This is a genomic window from Microbacterium trichothecenolyticum, from assembly GCF_030818955.1.
In the GTDB taxonomy this organism is placed as follows: domain Bacteria; phylum Actinomycetota; class Actinomycetes; order Actinomycetales; family Microbacteriaceae; genus Microbacterium; species Microbacterium trichothecenolyticum_B.
Genome location: NZ_JAUTBF010000001.1, coordinates 178,152 through 196,708, shown reverse-complemented (window position 1 = coordinate 196,708; position 18,557 = coordinate 178,152). Strand labels below are relative to the sequence as shown.

Annotated in this window: 13 protein-coding genes; 10 read left to right on the top strand and 3 right to left on the bottom strand. The window is 71.1% G+C overall.

Annotated features, from left to right (window positions below; genetic code table 11):
• Nucleotides 1-133 precede the first annotated feature (133 nt).
• The 3 genes from QE412_RS00935 to QE412_RS00925 are packed head-to-tail and all read right to left on the bottom strand — an operon-like array spanning nucleotide 134 to nucleotide 4,249.
• A complete protein-coding gene (locus QE412_RS00935; protein WP_307478999.1) occupies nucleotides 134-1,951 on the bottom strand; it encodes a thioredoxin domain-containing protein in 1,818 nt (605 codons plus the stop codon).
• A 16-nt stretch (nucleotides 1,952-1,967) separates the two neighbouring features.
• Nucleotides 1,968-2,804 (bottom strand): aldo/keto reductase, encoded by an 837-nt coding sequence (locus tag QE412_RS00930; RefSeq protein WP_307478996.1) that lies wholly within the window; start codon nucleotides 2,802-2,804, stop codon nucleotides 1,968-1,970.
• A gap of 53 nt (nucleotides 2,805-2,857) precedes the next feature.
• Entirely contained in the window at nucleotides 2,858-4,249 is a 1,392-nt protein-coding gene (locus QE412_RS00925) for an aminotransferase class I/II-fold pyridoxal phosphate-dependent enzyme (protein WP_307478992.1), read from the bottom strand.
• Nucleotides 4,250-4,386: 137 nt separating this feature from the next.
• Here QE412_RS00925 and QE412_RS00920 point away from each other — a divergent pair, with 137 nt between their 5' ends.
• The 10 genes from QE412_RS00920 (at nucleotide 4,387) to hrpA (ending at nucleotide 18,533) form a co-directional block, all read left to right on the top strand.
• Nucleotides 4,387-5,235: a nitrilase-related carbon-nitrogen hydrolase gene (locus QE412_RS00920; protein ID WP_307478990.1), complete on the top strand. Its 849-nt coding sequence runs from the start codon at nucleotides 4,387-4,389 to the stop codon at nucleotides 5,233-5,235.
• Nucleotide 5,236: 1 nt separating this feature from the next.
• Nucleotides 5,237-6,673, top strand: coding sequence for a dihydropyrimidinase (hydA, locus tag QE412_RS00915; RefSeq protein ID WP_307478987.1), 1,437 nt, complete (start codon nucleotides 5,237-5,239; stop codon nucleotides 6,671-6,673).
• A gap of 11 nt (nucleotides 6,674-6,684) precedes the next feature.
• Complete coding sequence (locus QE412_RS00910; RefSeq protein ID WP_307478984.1) at nucleotides 6,685-7,731, top strand: TIGR03842 family LLM class F420-dependent oxidoreductase; 1,047 nt, start codon at nucleotides 6,685-6,687, stop codon at nucleotides 7,729-7,731.
• The gene (locus tag QE412_RS00905; protein WP_307478981.1) at nucleotides 7,728-8,702 is read left to right on the top strand and encodes an ABC transporter permease; all 975 of its coding nucleotides are present in this window, start codon (nucleotides 7,728-7,730) and stop codon (nucleotides 8,700-8,702) included. The genes QE412_RS00910 and QE412_RS00905 overlap by 4 nt, the downstream gene beginning before the upstream one ends.
• Nucleotides 8,699-9,499: an ABC transporter ATP-binding protein gene (locus QE412_RS00900; RefSeq protein WP_307478979.1), complete on the top strand. Its 801-nt coding sequence runs from the start codon at nucleotides 8,699-8,701 to the stop codon at nucleotides 9,497-9,499. The genes QE412_RS00905 and QE412_RS00900 overlap by 4 nt, the downstream gene beginning before the upstream one ends.
• Nucleotides 9,500-9,572: 73 nt before the next feature.
• Nucleotides 9,573-10,349, top strand: coding sequence for an ABC transporter permease (locus QE412_RS00895; protein ID WP_307478977.1), 777 nt, complete (start codon nucleotides 9,573-9,575; stop codon nucleotides 10,347-10,349).
• Between the two features lie 58 nt (nucleotides 10,350-10,407).
• The gene (locus tag QE412_RS00890; protein ID WP_307478975.1) at nucleotides 10,408-11,580 is read left to right on the top strand and encodes an ABC transporter substrate-binding protein; all 1,173 of its coding nucleotides are present in this window, start codon (nucleotides 10,408-10,410) and stop codon (nucleotides 11,578-11,580) included.
• A 149-nt stretch (nucleotides 11,581-11,729) separates the two neighbouring features.
• Nucleotides 11,730-12,968 carry an LCP family protein gene (locus QE412_RS00885; RefSeq protein ID WP_307478973.1) on the top strand — a complete coding sequence of 413 codons (1,239 nt, stop codon included), beginning with the start codon at nucleotides 11,730-11,732 and terminating at the stop codon, nucleotides 12,966-12,968.
• 49 nt (nucleotides 12,969-13,017) lie between these two features.
• Nucleotides 13,018-14,181 carry a glycoside hydrolase family 3 N-terminal domain-containing protein gene (locus QE412_RS00880; RefSeq protein WP_307478971.1) on the top strand — a complete coding sequence of 388 codons (1,164 nt, stop codon included), beginning with the start codon at nucleotides 13,018-13,020 and terminating at the stop codon, nucleotides 14,179-14,181.
• A 212-nt stretch (nucleotides 14,182-14,393) separates the two neighbouring features.
• Entirely contained in the window at nucleotides 14,394-18,533 is a 4,140-nt protein-coding gene (hrpA, locus tag QE412_RS00875; protein WP_307478969.1) for an ATP-dependent RNA helicase HrpA, read from the top strand.
• Nucleotides 18,534-18,557 lie beyond the last annotated feature (24 nt).

The following is an 18,557-nucleotide window of genomic DNA, read 5'->3' as shown; positions in this document are numbered from 1 at the left end:
TCATATTCGGAGCGGCGCCCCTGCGGCATCCATATCCCCGAGACGAAACGGCGGGAGAGGGACGATGGTCGGCGCGACAGCCGAGAGGCGATTCGGCAGGCGAATCCGCTGCGGGGATCCGAGCCGACCCGTGTCAGGCCAGCTGCGCCGGATCGGTCGTCGGCAGTGCGCACGTGAACGCGCGGCAGTCATAGGCGGTGGCCTCGCCGCCCCGCGCGACCTTGCCCGCGAACAGCTCGAAGCCCGCCGACGCGAAGTCCTTCGCCTGAGAGGGCGACACCACCGCCACCACGTCGGCGGCGACGCGTCGCGCGGCGTCGGCGATCTCGGCATCCGGCTCCCCCACCACGACCACCTGGCGGGGGGCGGATACCAGCCCCACCGCGACCTCGAGGATCGCACCGTGCGCGAGGGGCGACGCCAGGGCGGTGTCGGCGGCGGCTCGCACGAGCGTCTCGGCGGCGGCGCGGTACCGCTGCCCCGCGCCCAGGCGCCACAGATCGAGTGCCGCCGCGGCGAAGACCGACGGCCCGGAGGGCGAGGCGCCGTCGCCGGGCACGCCGTGCGGCTGCATGCCCTGCGCGGCGAGTACGGCGTCACCGCCGCCGGGAGGATGGATGCCGTCGGCGCCCAGGCACAGGTCGACCAGCGCCCGCGCCCGCTCGGCGTAGGCCACCTCGCCGGTCGCACGTGCGAGGGCGAGCAGGCCGCGCGCGAGCCCGCCGTAATCCTCCAGGGTCGCGGGAGCGGCGGAGCGGATCTCGTCGAGTGAGGCGCGACGGAGCGTGCCGTCGTCGGCGACATTGCTCTCGAGCACGGCGTCGGCGGCCCAGCGCGCGGCCTCGACGAAGCGCGGGTCGGTGCGGGTGCCGGCGGCGGCGAGGGCTGCGATCGCGTGACCGTTCCAGCCGGTGACGACCTTGGCATCCAGCGCCGGGGGTTGTAGACCCGACCGGTCGGCCACCCGGTAGTACCCGCCCTCGGACCGGCGCCCGTCGATGATCGACTCGGAATCCTGGGCTGCGGCAATGCCGCCACTGGGCAGCTGGAGCACGTCGACGAGGAAACGCGCCGCATCGGCCGCGGTGGCCTCGTCGCCGGCGGCGAGGGCGACCTCGACGAGACCGGCGTTGTCGGTGAGCATGCGCTCGTAGTGCGGCACGCTCCAGTCACGGCGCGTGGCGTAGCGGAAGAAGCCGCCCTCGACCTCGTCGTGCAGGTCGGAGCCGGCCATCGCGGAGAGGGCTCGGGATGCCACGGCGGCAGCGTCCGGCGCCTCCGCGGCGAGCGCGGGGTGCTGCAGGAATCGCAGCACCGGGGTGTTGGGGAACTTCGGCGTCTCGAACGCGGGGCCAGCTGCGAAGCCGAAGTACTCGCGATCCTCGCGCGCGGCGACGGTGCGGGCGGCGGCGGCGAGCTGGTCGATCGACGGCGGCGCGTCGGCGGGGGCCGTCGCCGCGGCGGCGAGGGCGTCGCGGAGCGAGGCGCCGGTGGCATCCACCTCGTCGCGCCGCTCGGTCCACGCCTCGCGGACGGCGGCGAGAACCTGACGGAACGACGGCTGCGGCGGGCGCGGGGTGGGCGGGAAGTACGTGCCCGCGTAGAAGACGCGGCCCTCGGGGGTGGCGAAGACGGTGAGCGGCCAGCCGAGGTGGGGCGTGAACGCGGAGGCGGCGTCGAGGTAGGCGGCATCCACGTCGGGGTGCTCTTCGCGGTCGACCTTGATCGAGACGAAGCCCTCGTTCAGGACGGCGGCGGTGTCTTCGTCCTGGAACGACTCGCGCGCCATCACGTGGCACCAGTGGCAGGTGCTGTAGCCGATCGAGATCATGACGGGCACGTCTCTCTCGGCCGCGCGCGCGAACGCCTCGGCCCCCCACGGGAACCACGCGACGGGGTTGTCGGCGTGGGCCCGCAGGTAGGGGCTCGAGGCGTTCGCGAGGCGGTTCATGCCCGGGTGCGCGGGGTCAGTTCAGGTCGTCGGGGTGCGTGCCCACGCGGCCCGAGCCGTCGCCCGGGTCGATGGCGTCGATCGCGGCCATCTCGTCGGCGCTGAGCTCGAAGTCGAACAGGTCGAAGTTCTCTTCCAGGCGTTCGCGACGCACCGACTTGGGGAACACGATGAAGCCGTGCTGGATGTGCCAGCGCAGCACGGCCTGCGCGGGGCTCTTGCCGTGGGCCTCGGCGGCATCCTCGACCGCGGGGATGTCGAACAGGTCGTACTTGCCCTGGCCGAGCGGGCCCCACGACTCGATGTGCATGTCGTGCTCGTGACCCCAGGCGGCGATCTCGCGCTGGCTGAGCGCGGGGTGCAGCTCGATCTGGTCGACGACGGGCGTCACGCCGGTCTCGGCGACGATGCGCTCGAGGTGCGGCACGAGGAAGTTCGAGACGCCGATCGAGCGGGTCTTGCCGGCCTCGCGGATCTCGATGAGCTTCTGCCACGCGTTGACGTAGTTGTCGTTCTTCGGGGTGGGCCAGTGGATGAGGTACAGGTCGACGGCGTCGAGCTGGAGCTTCTGCAGGCTTTCGTCGATCGCGGCGAGCGGCTCGTCGCCGTCGTGCCGGTCGTTCCAGAGCTTGGTGGTGACGAAGAGCTCGTCGCGGGGGATGCCGCTGGCGGCGATGGCCCGGCCGACCCCCTCTTCGTTCTTGTAGATCGCCGCCGTGTCGATGTGACGGTAGCCGACCTCGAGGGCCTCGGACACGGCGCGCTCGGCGTCGTCGGCGGGCACGAGGAACACGCCGTAACCGAGCTGGGGGATGGAGTTTCCGTCGTTGAGCTGAACAGAAGGAACGGTCATGCGTCGAGCCTAGGCGAATCGATTCGGAGACGTCTCGGGGTTGACGCCGCGCGTCATGCCAGCGGTGAGGCCTCAGCGGCGCGCGCGAGGGCCTCGGCCACCAGACGCACGTTCTCGCTGACCGAGCCGGCCGTCACCCGAACCGAGCCGGTCCCCGACACCGGGTGCACCACGAAAGGCTCCCCCGCCGCCACCGCGATGCCCTCGGCGGCGAGCCGTACGATCGCGGCGCGTTCGTCGCGCACGGGCAGCCAGAGGTTGATGCCGTCGGGTGCACCGACGTCGACGCCGAGCCGGCGCAGCGCGTCGGCGACCCGGTCGAGGCGGTCGCGGTAGATGAGACGCGCGGTGCTGACGGCCGCGATGGAGCGGGAATCGGTCAGCAGTTCCCGCAGCACCGTCTGCAGCAGGCGGGAGGTCCATCCCGGGCCGAGCATGCGGCGCCGCACGATCTTCTCGACGATGTCGGCCGGTCCGCCCAGCGCCGCGATCCGCAGGTCGGGCCCGTGCGACTTCGAGAAACCGCGCACGTGCACGACCTGGGCGGGGATCCACCGCCCGAGCGTGACGGCCGGAGCCGTGGCGATGAGCGCGGAATGATCGTCTTCGATCACGGTCACGCGACGACCTCCCGGCACGGTGACGAGCACGTTCGCGAGCCGTCGCGCGCGCTCGGCCGACATCGACACCCCCGTCGGGTTCTGCGCGCGCGGCTGCAGGATGAGGGTCGAGGGCTGCCGCGCGAGAGCCCGCGCCAGCGCGGAGGGAAGGATCCCGTCGGCGTCGCTCTCCAGCGGGAGCGGGATGCCGCCGGCGGCGTCGACGAGGTCGAAGATGTACGGGAAGCCCGGGGACTCCACGGCGACCCGGTCGCCGAAGCGCACCACCTGATCGACCGTCCGGGAGATCCCGTCGAAGGCGCCGTCGACGACCGTGAGGGCCTCCACACCGCTCACCGGCCACTGCTCGCGCAGCACGTCGTACAGCTCGGGGAGCACGGGAAGGTCGTGGTAGCGCCCGGTGTCGGCGCGGGGCCGGGCGAGGGAGAGCGCCCGCTCGATCGAGGGCAGCAGCGCCGGATCCGGAGTTCCGAGCGAGAGGTCGAGCCGGGCGGAGGCGGCGACGCGTCCCCCGAGGCCGCGCGGGGGCGCGGGCGAGCCGGGGAGCTCGACGCGCGCGAGTCCCCGCACGCGTGGGCTCAGCCATTCGCGGCGCTCGTCGCGGACGAAGGTACCCGCGCGCCCGCGCGACACGATGACGCCCGCGTCGGCGAGCGCTCGCCAGGCAGCCGCCACGGTTCCGGTCGAGAGCCCGAGCTGAGCGGCCACCGCGCGCACCGTCGGCAGGCGTTCGCCGGGAAGGAGCGTCCCGTCGGTCACGAGACGGGCGATCTCCGAGGCCAGACCCGCCGACGAGCGCTCCGTCAGTGCCTCAGCCGACAGCATGGCTCCTCACTCTCCCTGGGGCCCCGTGTTTTCACGGTCCTGTCACGCGCCGAAATCGTCGGGAAATGTTCAGTCGCGACAGTAACAGAACACGACGCGACCGGATGCGAAACGGTCGTGAGAGCGAGGAGAGTCCCATGACGACGGTGCGCGCAGCCATCACGCAGACCACCTGGACAGGCGACAAGGAGTCGATGCTCGACAAGCACGAGCAGTTCGCCCGCGATGCCGCGGCCGCGGGCGCCGAGGTCGTGTGCTTCCAGGAGCTGTTCTACGGCCCCTACTTCGGTATCACCCAGGACCAGAAGTACTACCGCTACGCCGAGCCGGTGGACGGCCCCATCGTTCAGCGCTTCGCGGCGCTCGCGAAGGAGCTGGGCCTGGTGAGCGTGCTCCCCGTCTACGAAGAGGCGCAGACCGGGGTGTACTACAACACCTCGGTGCTGGTCGACGCCGACGGCACCATCCTCGGCAAGTACCGCAAGAACCACATCCCGCACGTCGAGAAGTTCTGGGAGAAGTTCTACTTCCGCCCGGGCAACCTCGGCTACCCCGTCTTCGACACCGCCGTCGGCAAGGTCGGCATGTACATCTGCTACGACCGGCACTTCCCCGAGGGCTGGCGCGAGCTGGGCCTGAACGGCGCGCACATGGTCTTCAACCCCAACGCGACCAAGCCCGGCCTGTCGAATCGCCTGTGGGAGGTCGAGGGGCCATGCGCCGCGGTGGCCAACGGTTACTTCGTGCTGCAGCCCAACCGCGTCGGCCGCGAAGACAACGAGTACGGCGAGGATGCCGTGACCTTCTACGGCACCAGCCAGGTCATCGACCCGCGGGGCAATCACGTCGGCGCGCTGGGGTCGAACGAGCACGAGGAGATCCTCATCCGCGACCTCGACCTGGACCTCGTGCAGCAGATGCGCGACGACTGGCAGTTCTACCGCGACCGCCGGCCCGACACCTACGGCGAGATCGTGGAGGCCTGAGATGGCCACCACCCTCCTCACCGGCGGCACCGTCGTCTCGGCGACCGGGCGCAGCGCCGCCGACGTGCTGCTCGACGGTGAGACGATCGCCGCCGTGCTCGCGCCGGGCTCGACGCTGCTCGGCCACGACCTCTCGGCATCCGTCGACACCGTCATCGACGCGACCGGCAAGTACGTGATCCCCGGCGGCATCGACGCGCACACCCACATGCAGCTGCCCTTCGGCGGCACGAGCGCGTCGGACACGTTCGAGACCGGCACCCGCGCCGCGGCCTGGGGCGGGACGACCACCATCGTCGACTTCGCGGTGCAGCGCTCCGGCGAGCGCGTGCAAGACGGTCTGGCCCACTGGCATGAACTCGCCGCCGGCAACTGCGCGATCGACTACGGCTTCCACCAGATCGTCGGAGGGGTGGATGCCGACTCCCTCGCGGCCCTGCCCGGACTGATCGACGAGGGCATCTCGAGCTTCAAGATGTTCATGGCGTACCCGGGCGTCTTCTACGCCGACGACGCGCAGATCCTGCGCGCGATGCAGGTCGCCGCCGACACGGGGCTCCTGACGATGATGCACGCCGAGAACGGCCCCGTGATCGACGTCCTCGCCGAGCAGCTCATCGAGAAGGGCAAGACCTCGCCGTACTTCCACGGCGTCGCGCGCGCCTGGCAGATGGAGGAAGAGGCCACCCACCGCGCGATCATGCTGTCGAACCTCACCGGCGCACCTCTCTACGTCGTGCACGTGAGCGCCAAGCAGGCCGTCGAGCAGCTCGCGTGGGCGCGCGACAACGGGCAGAACGTGTTCGGCGAGACGTGCCCGCAGTACCTCTACCTGTCGTTGGAAGACCAGCTCGGCGCGTCGAGCGAGGAATGGGGCGACTTCGAGGGCGCGAAGTGGGTGTGCTCGACGCCGCTGCGCTCGAAGCACGAGGGCCACCAGCACCACATGTGGCAGGCGCTGCGCACCAACGACATCCAGATGGTGTCGACCGACCACTGCCCGTTCTGCATGAAAGACCAGAAGACGCTCGGCCAGGGCGACTTCCGCGCGATTCCCAACGGCATCGGCTCGGTCGAGCACCGCATGGATCTCATGTACCAGGGCGTCGTGACCGGGCAGATCACGCTCGAGCGCTGGGTGGAGCTGACCAGCACGACGCCGGCGCGCATGTTCGGCATGTACGGCAAGAAGGGCGTCATCGCCCCCGGTGCCGACGCCGACATCGTCGTGTACGACCCGGCCGGGCACACCTCGATCGGCGTGGGCAAGACCCACCACATGAACATGGACCACTCCGCGTGGGAGGGCTACGAGATCGACGGGCACGTCGACACCGTCATCTCACGCGGCAAGGTCGTCGTCGACGACGGCGCCTACATCGGCACCAAGGGCGACGGGCGCTTCGTCAAGCGCGGCCTGAGCCAGTACCTGGTCTGAGAGGAGACACCATGGATTTCGGCGTCGTTCTGCAGACCAACCCGCCCGCCGCCCGCGTCGTGCAGCTCTCGCAGCTGGCCGAGGCGCACGGCTTCAGCCACGTCTGGACCTTCGATTCCCACCTGCTGTGGGAGGAGCCGTACGTCGTGCACTCGGCGATCCTCGCCGCTACGCGCCGGGTGACGGTCGGGCCGTTCGTCACGAACCCCGCGACCCGCGACTGGACGGTCACGGCCTCCACCTTCGCGACCCTCAATGAGATGTACGGCAACCGGACGATCTGCGGCATCGGTCGCGGCGATTCAGCCGTGCGCGTGACGAACGGCCGGCCGACGACATTGAAGGCGCTGCGCGAATCCATCCACGTCATCCGCGAACTCGGCAACTCCCGCGCGGTGGAGTACAACGGTGCGACGCTGCAGTTCCCGTGGAGTCGCGGATCGAAGCTCGACGTGTGGGTCGCAGCGTACGGCCCCCTCGCGCTCAAGCTCACCGGTGAGGTCGGCGACGGCTTCATCCTGCAGCTGGCCGACCTCGACATCGCCGAGTGGATGATCGCCACCGTCCGCCGCGCCGCGGAGGAAGCCGGGCGCGACCCCGACGACATCGCCTTCTGCGTCGCCGCCCCGATGTACATCGGCGAGGACACCCCCGAGGCCCGCGCGCACATGATCGAGCAGTGCCGCTGGTTCGGTGGGATGGTCGGCAACCACGTCGCCGACATCGTGTCGAAGTACGGCCCTTCGACAGGCTCAGGGACCACCGCCGAGGTGCCCGCCGCGCTCACCGACTACATCGCCGGGCGCACGGGGTACGACTACAACTCGCACGGCAAGAGCAACAACGACCACGTCGACTTCGTGCCCGACGAGATCGTCGAGCGGTTCTGCGTGCTCGGCACGGCCGAGGAGCACATCGCCAAGCTCGAGAAGCTGCGGGCCCTGGGTGTGACGCAGTTCGCCGGCTACCTCCAGCACGACAACAAGGAGGAGACGATGCGGGTCTACGGCGAGACCGTGATCCCCGCACTCACTCCCCCGGTGACGGCGAAACGGTGACCGACCAGGTGCTGGCCCCAGGGACCGCGGCGGCCGTCGCCCGGGAGGAACGGATGCCGCGTGGCATCCGCTCCTCCCGCGGCAACGCCACGGCGGTCCGCGTGGGCTGGGGCGTCGCCGGCGTCGCGGCGGTCGTCGTGCTGTGGGAGTTGTACAAACTGCTCGGGCCCGCGGACGGCGTGACCGTGGGCGGAGACGGATCGGCCGGGTCGGGCGTCATCCTGCTCCCCCGCACACACGATCGCGCCATGCCGCACGTGTGGGACATGGTCGCGCGCATGTTCGCGCCCACGAGCGGGGGCGACACCCCGCCGCTGATCGTCTCGGTCGCGGGCGCGGCCGGGATGACGCTGGGGCTGGCCGCGCTCGGCTGGCTCATCGGCGTGGTGGTCGGGTCGCTCCTGGGCATCGCGATGCAGCGCTGGCGCCTGGTCGAGGCGGGGCTGCTCCCCTGGATCGTCGTGAGCCAGATCGTCCCGCTCATCGCCTTCGCGCCCGTCGTCAACGCGATCGGCACGCAGGTGGACCGCTCGGGCTTTCCCTGGCCGCCGTGGTTCTCGGTGGCGCTGATCTCGTCGTACCTGGCGTTCTTCCCCGTCGCCATCGGCATGCTCCGGGGCCTCTCGGCTCCCGATGCGCTTCACCTCGATCTCATGCGGGCGAACTCGGCGGGGTGGTGGCAGACGCTCGTGCGTCTGCGGCTCCCCGCCGCCGTGCCGCACCTGCTGCCCGCCCTGCGGCTCGCCGCCGCTTCCGCGGTGGTCGGAGCCGTCGTCGCCGAGGTGTCGATCGGCCTGCGCGGCGGCATCGGGCGCATGCTCATCCAGCTCGCGGGTCAGGCCTCGTCCGACCCCGCCGCCCCCTGGGCGCCCACTCTCGGCACCGTCGTGATGGGACTCCTCGCCGCGGGCGGGGTCGCCCTCATCGGCGTCGCGCTGCACCGTTTCCGTCGCGGGGAGGACACCGCATGAACACTCTCACCGACCTCGCCGTCCGGGCCTCCGGCATCGGCAAGGTGTTCCCCAGCGCCGGCGGCGAGGTCACCGCCCTCACCGCCGTCGAGCTGGAGGTCGCCGCGGGCGAGTTCGTCTCGCTCATCGGGCCGTCTGGCTGCGGCAAGTCGACGCTGCTGCGCCTCATCGCCGACCTCGACGTCCCGTCGAGCGGAGAGCTCACGCTGTACGGCAAGACCGCACGCCAGGCGCGGCTCGACCAGGACTACGGCATCGCCTTCCAGCAGGCGGCCCTGCTGCCCTGGCTGACGGTCGCGGCGAACATCGCCCTGCCGCTCGACCTGCACAAGTGGCCCCAGGCCCGCCGCGACGCGCGGGTCGCCGAGCTGGCCGAGCTCGTCGGCCTCACCGAGTTCACCGGCCGCTACCCCGACCAGCTCTCCGGCGGCATGCAGCAGCGCGTCGCCATCGCCCGCTCCCTCGCGGCGCAACCCAAGCTGCTGCTGATGGACGAGCCGTTCGGCGCGCTCGACGAGATGACCCGCGAACGGCTGCAGTCCGAGCTCGCCCGCATCGCCGCAGAGACCGGCGCCGCCGTCGTGTTCGTCACGCACTCGATCCCCGAGGCCGTGTTCCTGTCCGACCGGGTCGTGGTCATGAGCCCCCGGCCGGGACGCATCACCGACGTCATCGACACCCGCCCGGGCCGTCCGCGCGACGAGGCCCTGCGCGAATCGCCCGAGTTCTTCGCCCGGGTCACCGCCGTCCGCGAGGCGCTGCACGGCGCTCCCGTCCACCGGGCGAACGAGCGATGAGCGGGGTGCAGCGCGGAACCCCGGATGCCGCGAGCCGGCGCCCCATGGCATCCATCACCGTCGGAGGTGGTCGATGAACACCGCCCGCCTTCCCGCCTGGGCGCGCCTGGCCGCACCCGTCGTCGTCGGCCTCGCGGGCCTTCTCGCCTGGTACGCCTTCGTCGCTTCGGGCAGCGCCCCGCGCATGCTGCCCGACCCGTTCGCCGTGGCGACCGAACTGGTCGAGCGCTTCCCGCTCGTGTGGGAGGCCGCGGGGATCACGGGCACCAACGCGCTCGTCGGGCTGCTCGCGGGCACCGTCATCGCGGTGCTCCTCGCCGCGCTCGCCGCGACCTGGCGCCCCGTCGACGGGATGACCGCACCACTCGTCGCCGCACTGGCGGTGGTGCCGATCGTCGCCCTCACCCCCATCCTCAACACGATGTTCGGCGCGTCGAGCCAGTTCGGCCGTCAAGCCGTGGCCGGGATCGCCGCGTTCGTGCCCGTGTTCGTCAACACCCTCCGGGGGCTCCGGCAGACACGTCCGGTGCAGCGCGACCTGTTCCGGGCGACGGCCGCCACGGGCGGGCAGACGTTCTGGCGTCTGACGCTTCCCGTCGCACTGCCGTACCTGCTCACGGGCGTGCGGGTCGCGGCATCCCTCGCCGTCATCTCCGCCCTCGTCGCCGAGTACTTCGGTGGACCCGCGGACGGCATCGGCACCGCGATCGCCACCTACGCCAAATCGGGGCGCGCAGCCCTGGCCTGGGCGTTCGTCGGCGGCGGCATAGCGATCGGCCTGATCTTCTTCGTCGTCACCGCCCTGCTCGAACGGGTCGTGGCGCGGCGCCTCGGGGCGCTACGGCCCTAGACGTCTTCACAGCCTGCTCCACCCGACACCTGCACCAACAGAACCGGAAGGACCATCCATGAGACACAGCACCCGTCGCGCCCTCGGCGCGATCGCGGGGGTCGCCGCCGCGGCCCTCACCCTCTCGGCCTGCTCGGGCGGCGGCTCCACGCCCGCCGCCTCCGACGGCGACTTCACCCCGCTGACCACGGTGAAACTGCAGCTGCAATGGCTGCCGCAGGCGCAGTTCGCCGGCTACTACGTCGCGCTCGACAAGGGCTACTTCCAAGAGGAGGGCTTCGACACGGTCGACGTCATCCCCTCGGGCGGCGACATCGTGCCGCAGGACGCCCTCGTCGCCGGCGACGTCGACTTCGCCGTCGCCTGGGTGCCCAAGGTGCTCGGCACCCTCGAGAACCAGGGCGTCGAGCTCACCGACATCGCGCAGGTGTTCCAGAAATCGGGCACGACCCAGGTGTCGTGGAAGGACTCGAACATCACCAGCGTCGACGACTTCGAAGGCAAGCGCATCGGCTCGTGGGGATTCGGCAACGAGTGGGAGATCTTCGCCGCGATGGCCGACAAGGGCCTCGACGCCTCGACCGTGCAGATCACCACGCAGGACTTCTCGATGAACGCCCTGCTCGACAAAGACGTGGATGCCGCACAGGCGATGACCTACAACGAGCTGGCGCAACTGCTCGAGACGGTCAACCCCGCCACCGGGAAGCTCTACACGATGGACGACATCAACGTCATCTCGTACGAGGACACCGCCGGCGCGATGCTGCAGGACGCCATCTGGGCCGACACGAAGCGCCTCGCCGACGACCCCGCGTACGCCGACGCCGCCAAGCGCTTCCTGAAGGCGGTCGTAAAGGGATGGGTGTTCGCGCGCGACAACCCCACCGAGGCCGCCTCCATCACCTACAAGGCGGCAACGGCACCCGGCGTGGACGCGTTCCCCGTCGGTCCGACGCACCAGCTGTGGCAGATGAACGAGGTCAACAAGCTCATCTGGACCGGCGGCGAGTTCGGCAAGATCGACTCCGGCGCCTGGGACAAGACTGTTCAGGGCGCCCTGAAGGCCGTGAACCAGGACGGTCTGCACCTCATCACCACCGAGCCCGCCGACTCGGCGCACTCCAACGTGTACATCGAAGCCGCGCTGAGCGAGCTGAAAGACGAGGGCGTGACGGTCGACGGCACGTACACCCCGATCCAGGTGACACTCACCGAGGGCGGCCAGTAGAACACGGGTCAGCACACGCACGACGGGGCGGCCGGAGGTTCCGGTCGCCCCGTCGTGCGTGTGCTGTCAGGTTCCCCGCGCGCCGACGACTCCCCCGTCTCCGCCGTGTGCAGACGGGGACGACCTGAACGGCGTGATTGACTGACCCGATGCAGAGCACGCCCCCGACCCGACGCTCGCGCGTGCGCCCGGCACCGCCGCGTCGGCGCTGGATCCGGACGACTATCCTCGCCACCGCGGTGATCGTCGTTCTCGCGCTGGCGGCGGGCGGCGTGTACGCATGGTCGCTCTCACAGCGCCTGCAGGATGCCGCGGTGCCCCTCAGCGATGCCCCCTCGCAGCCCCCGTCGCTGAGCGCCTACGACGAGCCGTTCTCGCTGCTCGTCGTCGGCACCGACGAATGCGACGACCAGGTCAAGGACGCCTTCGGCGAGCGCTGCAGCGACCCCGGCGCCGAGGGATCGCGCAACGACGTCAACCTGCTCGCGCACGTGTCGACGAACCCGCGGAGGGTGACCGTGGTGTCGTTCCCCCGCGACCTGCAGATCCCTCTCCCCGAATGCACCCGGGAGGACGGCTCGACCGCCTCCGCCCTCTGGAAGGCTCCCATCAACACCGCGTACGAGCACGGTGGATTGACCTGCGTCGCCGACACGGTGTCGGACCTGTCCGGGCAGCCCGTCCCGTTCGCCGCGAAGGTGAGCTTCGGCAACGTCGTCAACATCACCGACGCGATCGGCGGCGTCGAGGTGTGCATCGGCGGCGACGGCATCGACGATCCCGACGCGGGCATCTCGTGGGAACCGGGACCCCGCGTGGTGAAGGGCTACGACGCCCTGGCGTTCCTGCGCACCCGCAAGGGCATCGGCGACGGCAGCGACCTCGCCCGCATCGGCAACCAGCAGCAGTATCTCTCGCGCCTGCTCAACAAGCTGCGCAGCGACGAGGTCCTCTCCAACCCCGCCACGCTGATCGGCCTGGCGAACACCGCCGTCGACAACATCACCCCGAGCGAGAGTCTCGCCGACCCCCTGCGCCTCGCCCAGCTCGGCTACACCCTCAAAGACGTGCCGCTCGACGACGTCACCTTCGTGCAGTTCCCGGTGATCGACGACCCCGACGACACCGATCGCGTGATCCCCGACGAGGCTGCCGCGGCCGTGCTGTGGGACGCCCTGGCCCGCAACGCCCCGCTCGCCCTCACCGGCGAGGCGGGGGCCAACGGCGGCGTCGAGATCGACCCGTCGCAGCCGCTGCCCACTCCCGTCGAGACCACGCCGGCACCGGATGCCACGGCGGACACGTCTGCCCCGGGGGTCGTCGAGCTGCCCGCCAACGTGAGCGGATCGAAGGCCGACCAGGCGACGTGCGCGGTCGGAAACGGCTGATATCACATCGGAGTACGCATCGAGGCGTCGGATACGAGACGATCAACGGGTGAAGAACGCCTCGCGCTCCGCGGCCCTGCTCCTGTTGACGGCTCTGACGCTGACCGGGTGCGTGCCCCCGCCGGCTCCCGCACCGAGCCCCACGGCATCCCCGACTCCCAGCCCGACCCCCACCCCGACGCCGACGCCGACGCCCGATCCGGCGGCCGGGATGAGTCTCGACGACAAGGTCGGGCAGATGTTCATGGTGGGAACCTCGGTCGACGGTGCCGACCAGACGACCCTTTCCGCAGTGAGCGACGATCACATCGGCGGTATCTTCCTGCATGGACGATCGGATGCCGGAACCCAGGCGACCGCCGACCTCGTGTCGACGTTCACGTCGGCGCAGGCCGGCGGCCAGCCCGCGCTCTGGGTGGCCACCGACCAGGAGGGCGGCGAGGTCCAGGTTCTTTCGGGCCCCGGGTTCGATGAGATCCCCTCCGCCGTCGATCAGGGTCAGCAAGACGACAGCACCCTGCGCGGCAACGCCGCGACCTGGGGCGGTCAGCTCGCCCAGGCCGGGGTCAACATGAACCTCGCGCCGGTGGCCGACGTGGTCACGAGCCCCGAGACCGCGCAGAGCAACCCGCCGATCGGCCAGCTCGATCGCGAGTACGGCTACGACGGCGCCACCGTCGCCGCCAAGGCCGGGGCATTCGCCGCGGGCATGCGCGACGGCGGGGTGCTCCCGACGTTCAAGCACTTCCCCGGCCTCGGACACGTCGGCGACAACACCGACACCACCGCCGGCGTCACCGACGACTTCGTCACCGCCGACGGCGCCGACGTCGGCGTGTACTCCACCGTGCTGCCGCAGGGTTCGGCCGTGGTCATGCTCTCGACCGCCGTGTACGACAAGATCGACCCGAACTCCCCCGCCGCCTTCTCTCCCACCGTCGTGGGCGTGCTGCGCAACACCGTCGGCTTCGACGGCGTCGTCACCACCGACGACCTCTCGGCCGCACAGCAGGTGCAGGCGTGGTCGCCCGCCGACCGTGCGATCCTCGCCGTCGAGGCGGGCATCGACCTGCTGCTGGTCTCGGCCGACTCGTCGGTGTACCCCGAGATGCACCAGGCGGTGCTGTCGAAGGCGCAGAGCGACAGCGCGTTCGCCGCGAAGGTGGACGCCGCGGCATCCCGGATTCTGACACAGAAGGCGTCGATGCCCTGACCCCGCGCGCTGACTTCGGCCGTACGTACGACCACTCACGTGCCGCGTGAGCTTTCGCCCGAAGTCAGCGGGGCTGGACGCCCGCTGCCGCGAGCTCGGCGGAGGGATCCCACCCGCTGATTTCGGGTAAACGCGCGCCGGGCCCGGCTCCGCTCGGGCATATCCCCGAAGTCAACGCTTGCGGCTGGCGCCGCGCGATAGGCTGGAAGGCTGTGTCCGTCGAACCCGTCATCGTGTACCCGCCCGAGCTGCCCGTCAGCGCGGCGCGGGACGAGATCGCGCGCGCCATCCGCGACAACCAGGTCGTGATCGTCGCGGGCGCGACCGGGTCGGGCAAGACCACGCAGCTGCCGAAGATCTGCCTCGAGCTCGGCCGCACCTCCATCGCGCACACGCAGCCCCGCCGCATCGCCGCGCGCACGATCGCCGAGCGCATCGCCGAGGAGATGCAGGTGCCGCTCGGCTCGACCGTCGGCTACAAGGTGCGTTTCACCGACAAGGTGTCGGCCGACACGCGCGTGGCGCTGGTGACCGACGGCATCCTGCTCAACGAGATCCACCGCGACCGGTTGCTGCGCCGCTACGACACGATCATCGTCGACGAGGCCCACGAGCGCTCGCTCAACATCGACTTCCTGCTCGGCTACCTCCGCCGCATCCTGCCGAAGCGCCCCGACCTGAAGGTCATCGTCACCTCGGCGACGATCGACCCCGAGAGCTTCGCGCGCCACTTCGCCGCTCCCCCGGCCCAGCCCGGCGGCGAGCCGGTGCCGGCGCCCGTGATCGAGGTGTCGGGCCGCACGTATCCGGTCGAGATCCGGTATCGGCCGCTCGATGGCGCGGACCGGGCTCCGGAGGATTCGGACGACGAGACCTTGGATGCCGGCATCCCGGCGCCACAGCCGAAGAAAGTCCGGAGCCCGGCACGGCCCGCCGCCAAGACCGGACGCGACGGGGACGACGCGGACGAAGTCGGAGCCGTCGTCGCGGCGCTCCGTGAACTCGACCGCGAGCCGGCGGGCGATGTGCTCGTCTTCTTCCCCGGTGAGGCCGAGATCCGGGATGCGGCGGATGCCATCCGCGGGGCGTACCAGAAGGATGCGGCTCCCACCGAGGTGCTGCCCCTGTACGGCCGTCTCTCCGCCGCGGAGCAGCACCGGGTCTTCGAGCGGTCCACCGTCGCGGGTGTGCGCCGCCGCGTCATCCTCGCCACCAACGTCGCCGAGACGAGTCTCACCGTCCCCGGCATCCGGTACGTCGTCGACACCGGCACCGCCCGCATCTCGCGCTACAGCAACCGGTCGAAGATCCAGCGTCTGCCGATCGAGGCCGTGTCGCAGGCGTCGGCGCAGCAGCGCTCGGGCCGCGCGGGCCGCACGTCGCCGGGTGTCGCGATCCGGCTCTACTCCGAAGACGACTTCACCCGTCGCCCGGAGTACACCGAGCCCGAGATCCTGCGCACGTCGCTGGCATCCGTCATCCTGCAGATGCTGTCGCTCGGATTCGGCGACATCCAGGCGTTCCCCTTCCTCACCCCGCCCGACTCGCGGGGCGTCAAGGCCGCGTTCGACCTGCTCGTCGAACTCGGCGCGGTGAAGCTGCCGGCACCGGGCGCGCGACCCCGCGACGACCGGCCCGACCGCGACCCGTCGCGCGGGCGCGGCGGACGAGACGGGCGCGACGACGACCGCGGCCCCCGCCTGACCGAGATCGGCCGCGAGATCGCCCGCCTGCCGATCGACCCGCGCTTCGCGCGCATGCTCATCGAGGCCCGGCGAAACGACGTGCAGGCCGAGGTGCTCGCGATCGTGTCGGGCATGTCGATCCAGGACGTGCGCGAGCGCCCCGAGGACCGCCGCGAAGAGGCAGACCGCTTCCACGCGCGCTTCACCGACCCGACCAGCGATTTCCTTTCCCTGTTGAACCTCTGGGACTACCTGCAGGAGAAGCAGGCCGAGCTCGGTTCGAGCGCGTTCCGGCGTCTGTGCCGCAGCGAGCACCTCAACTACGTGCGCGTGCGCGAGTGGGTCGACGTGCACCGGCAGCTGCGGTCACTCGGCGCCGAGGGCGGCGGGCGCGACGGCGGCGGCGGGCGCGACCACCGCGGACGTGCTCAGACGCGGGATGCCGCAGCCCCGTCGACCGGCCAGCCCGAGGGCCACGCGCAAGGCGACGCCATCCACCGCGCTATCCTCTCCGGATTGCTGTCGCACATCGGCATCCTGGATCCCCGCACGATCGCGCAGGCCAAGGACCGCAAAGCCCCCGGCGACGCCCGCCCCACGAAGGGCGAGTACATCGGCGCGCGCGGGGCGCGGTTCGCGATCTTCCCCGGCTCCGGGCTGAAGAAGAAGCGCCCCTCGGCGGTGATGGCGGCCGAGCTCGTCGAGACCTCGCGCCTCTTCGCCCGCACGGTCGCCGCCGTCGACCCCGCGTGGGCCGAAGAGCTCGCCCCCGACCTCGTGAAGCGCTCGCTGAGCGAGCCGCACTGGTCGAAGGATGCCGGCTCCGCCGCCGCGTACGAGAAGGTCACGCTCTTCGGGGTCGAGCTCGTCGGGCGTCGCCGCGTGCAGCTCGCCCGTTTCGACCGTCCGCTCGCGCGCGAGATGTTCGTGCGGCACGCGCTGGTCGAGGGTGAGTGGGACCCCTCGGTGCTCGACAAGCGCCTTACGGCGTTCCTGCGTCGCAACGTCGAGCAGCGCCGCCTGCTCGAGAAGATCGAGGAGCGCGAGCGCCGCCGCGACATCCTCATCGGCGACGAAGCGGTGTTCGCGTTCTACAACGCCCGCATCCGCGCCGACGTCACCGACGTGCGCTCGTTCGAGGCCTGGTGGAAGGATGCCATCCACCGCACGCCGCACCTGCTCGACCTACGCGAGTCCGACCTCACCGGCGACCGGGCGCAGGGCGACGACCGGGCGTTCCCCGCGCGCTGGCGCCAGGGCGATCAGACCCTCAACCTCGCCTACCGCTTCGAGCCGGGCGCGCCCGACGACGGCGTCACGGTCGTCGTGCCGCTGCCGCTGCTCGCGCAGCTGCGTCCCGACGGCTTCGACTGGCAGGTGCCGGGCATGCGTGACGAGCTCGTCACGGCGTTGCTCCGGGCGCTGCCGAAGACCATCCGACGCAACGTCGTTCCGGCCGCGGACTGGGCCGAGAAATTCAGCGCCGAGCTCGCCGAGAAGGGCCCCGAGCACGCGAACGGCCTGCCGCGAACGACGCTCGTCGACGCCCTCGCCGCGCTCGTGCAGCGCGTCGCGAACCAGCGCGTGAGCGCCGCCGACTTCGAGCTCGAGCGCGTGCCTGCGCACCTGCTGCCGTCGTTCCGCGCTGTCGACGCCCGCGGCCGCGCCGTCGGCAGCGACCGCGACCTCGGGGCGTTGCAGCGCCGCCTCGCCGACCGCGCCCGCTCCAGCGTGGAGGCGACGGTCGCACGCCCCGCGGCTCGGACTGCCGCCCAGGTCGCCGAGGCCTCCCCCGCTTTCGCCTCGCGCTCGAAGCTCACGACCTGGGATCTCGACGAACTCACCGAGGTCGTCGACACCCCCGTCGCCGGTGGCGTCGTGCGCGGCTATCCGGCGCTCGTCGACGAGGGCGACAGCGTGGCACTGCGCGTCGAGGCGACCCCCGAGGAGGCCACGCGGCTCACGCGGGCCGGCATCCGACGGCTGATGCTGCTGGCCGTCCCCTCCCCCGCCACGTACGTGCTCGACCACCTCACCGCGAACGAGAAGCTCGCGCTCGCGGCATCCCCGTACCAGAACGCCAAAGCGCTCATCGAGGACGCGCGCGTGGCCCTGGCCGACGACGTGCTGCTGCGCGAAGCGCCGACGGGGATCGTCCGCACGCGAGCGGAGTTCGAGCGCGTGCGCGATGCGTTCTCGGCGGCGTCGGTCGAACGCACCTTCCAAACGGTGTCGCTCGCGGCGAAGATCCTGCTCGCGCAGCGCGAGGTGGAGCGGGCGATGAAGGACGCCGCATCCATCACGCTGCTGGGAGCCCTTAACGACGTGCGCGGCCAGGTGAAGGGGCTGCTGTTCCCCGGCTTCTTGTCGCGCACCGGCCTGCAGCGGCTGCAGCACTACCCCCGCTACCTTGCGGGCGCGCTGGAGCGGGTGAAAACGTTGTCCGACAACCCCGGACGCGACCGTCAGCGTATGACCGAGTACGAGCGCGCCGCGGCGGGCTTCGTGGATGCCGGGGGCGCGGTGCCCCTTCCCGCCGAGGCCGCGGCGAACCTCGTCCAGACGCGGTGGCTGCTCGAGGAGCTGCGCGTGAGCCTGTTCGCCCAGCGCCTCGGCACCGCCGAACCGGTCTCGCCGCAGCGCATCGCGAAGGCGCTGAAGGGCTGAGCGGCGGTCATTACTGTCCCGCCG

Coding starts and splice junctions, on each gene's coding strand:
- QE412_RS00900 (WP_307478979.1), top strand. CDS start 8,699: ATGAACACTCTCACCGACCTCGCCGTCCGGGCCTCCGGCATCGGCAAG.
- QE412_RS00895 (WP_307478977.1), top strand. CDS start 9,573: ATGAACACCGCCCGCCTTCCCGCCTGGGCGCGCCTGGCCGCACCCGTC.
- QE412_RS00885 (WP_307478973.1), top strand. CDS start 11,730: ATGCAGAGCACGCCCCCGACCCGACGCTCGCGCGTGCGCCCGGCACCG.
- QE412_RS00925 (WP_307478992.1), bottom strand. CDS start 4,249: ATGCTGTCGGCTGAGGCACTGACGGAGCGCTCGTCGGCGGGTCTGGCC.
- QE412_RS00920 (WP_307478990.1), top strand. CDS start 4,387: ATGACGACGGTGCGCGCAGCCATCACGCAGACCACCTGGACAGGCGAC.
- QE412_RS00935 (WP_307478999.1), bottom strand. CDS start 1,951: ATGAACCGCCTCGCGAACGCCTCGAGCCCCTACCTGCGGGCCCACGCC.
- QE412_RS00930 (WP_307478996.1), bottom strand. CDS start 2,804: ATGACCGTTCCTTCTGTTCAGCTCAACGACGGAAACTCCATCCCCCAG.
- QE412_RS00890 (WP_307478975.1), top strand. CDS start 10,408: ATGAGACACAGCACCCGTCGCGCCCTCGGCGCGATCGCGGGGGTCGCC.
- QE412_RS00910 (WP_307478984.1), top strand. CDS start 6,685: ATGGATTTCGGCGTCGTTCTGCAGACCAACCCGCCCGCCGCCCGCGTC.
- hydA (WP_307478987.1), top strand. CDS start 5,237: ATGGCCACCACCCTCCTCACCGGCGGCACCGTCGTCTCGGCGACCGGG.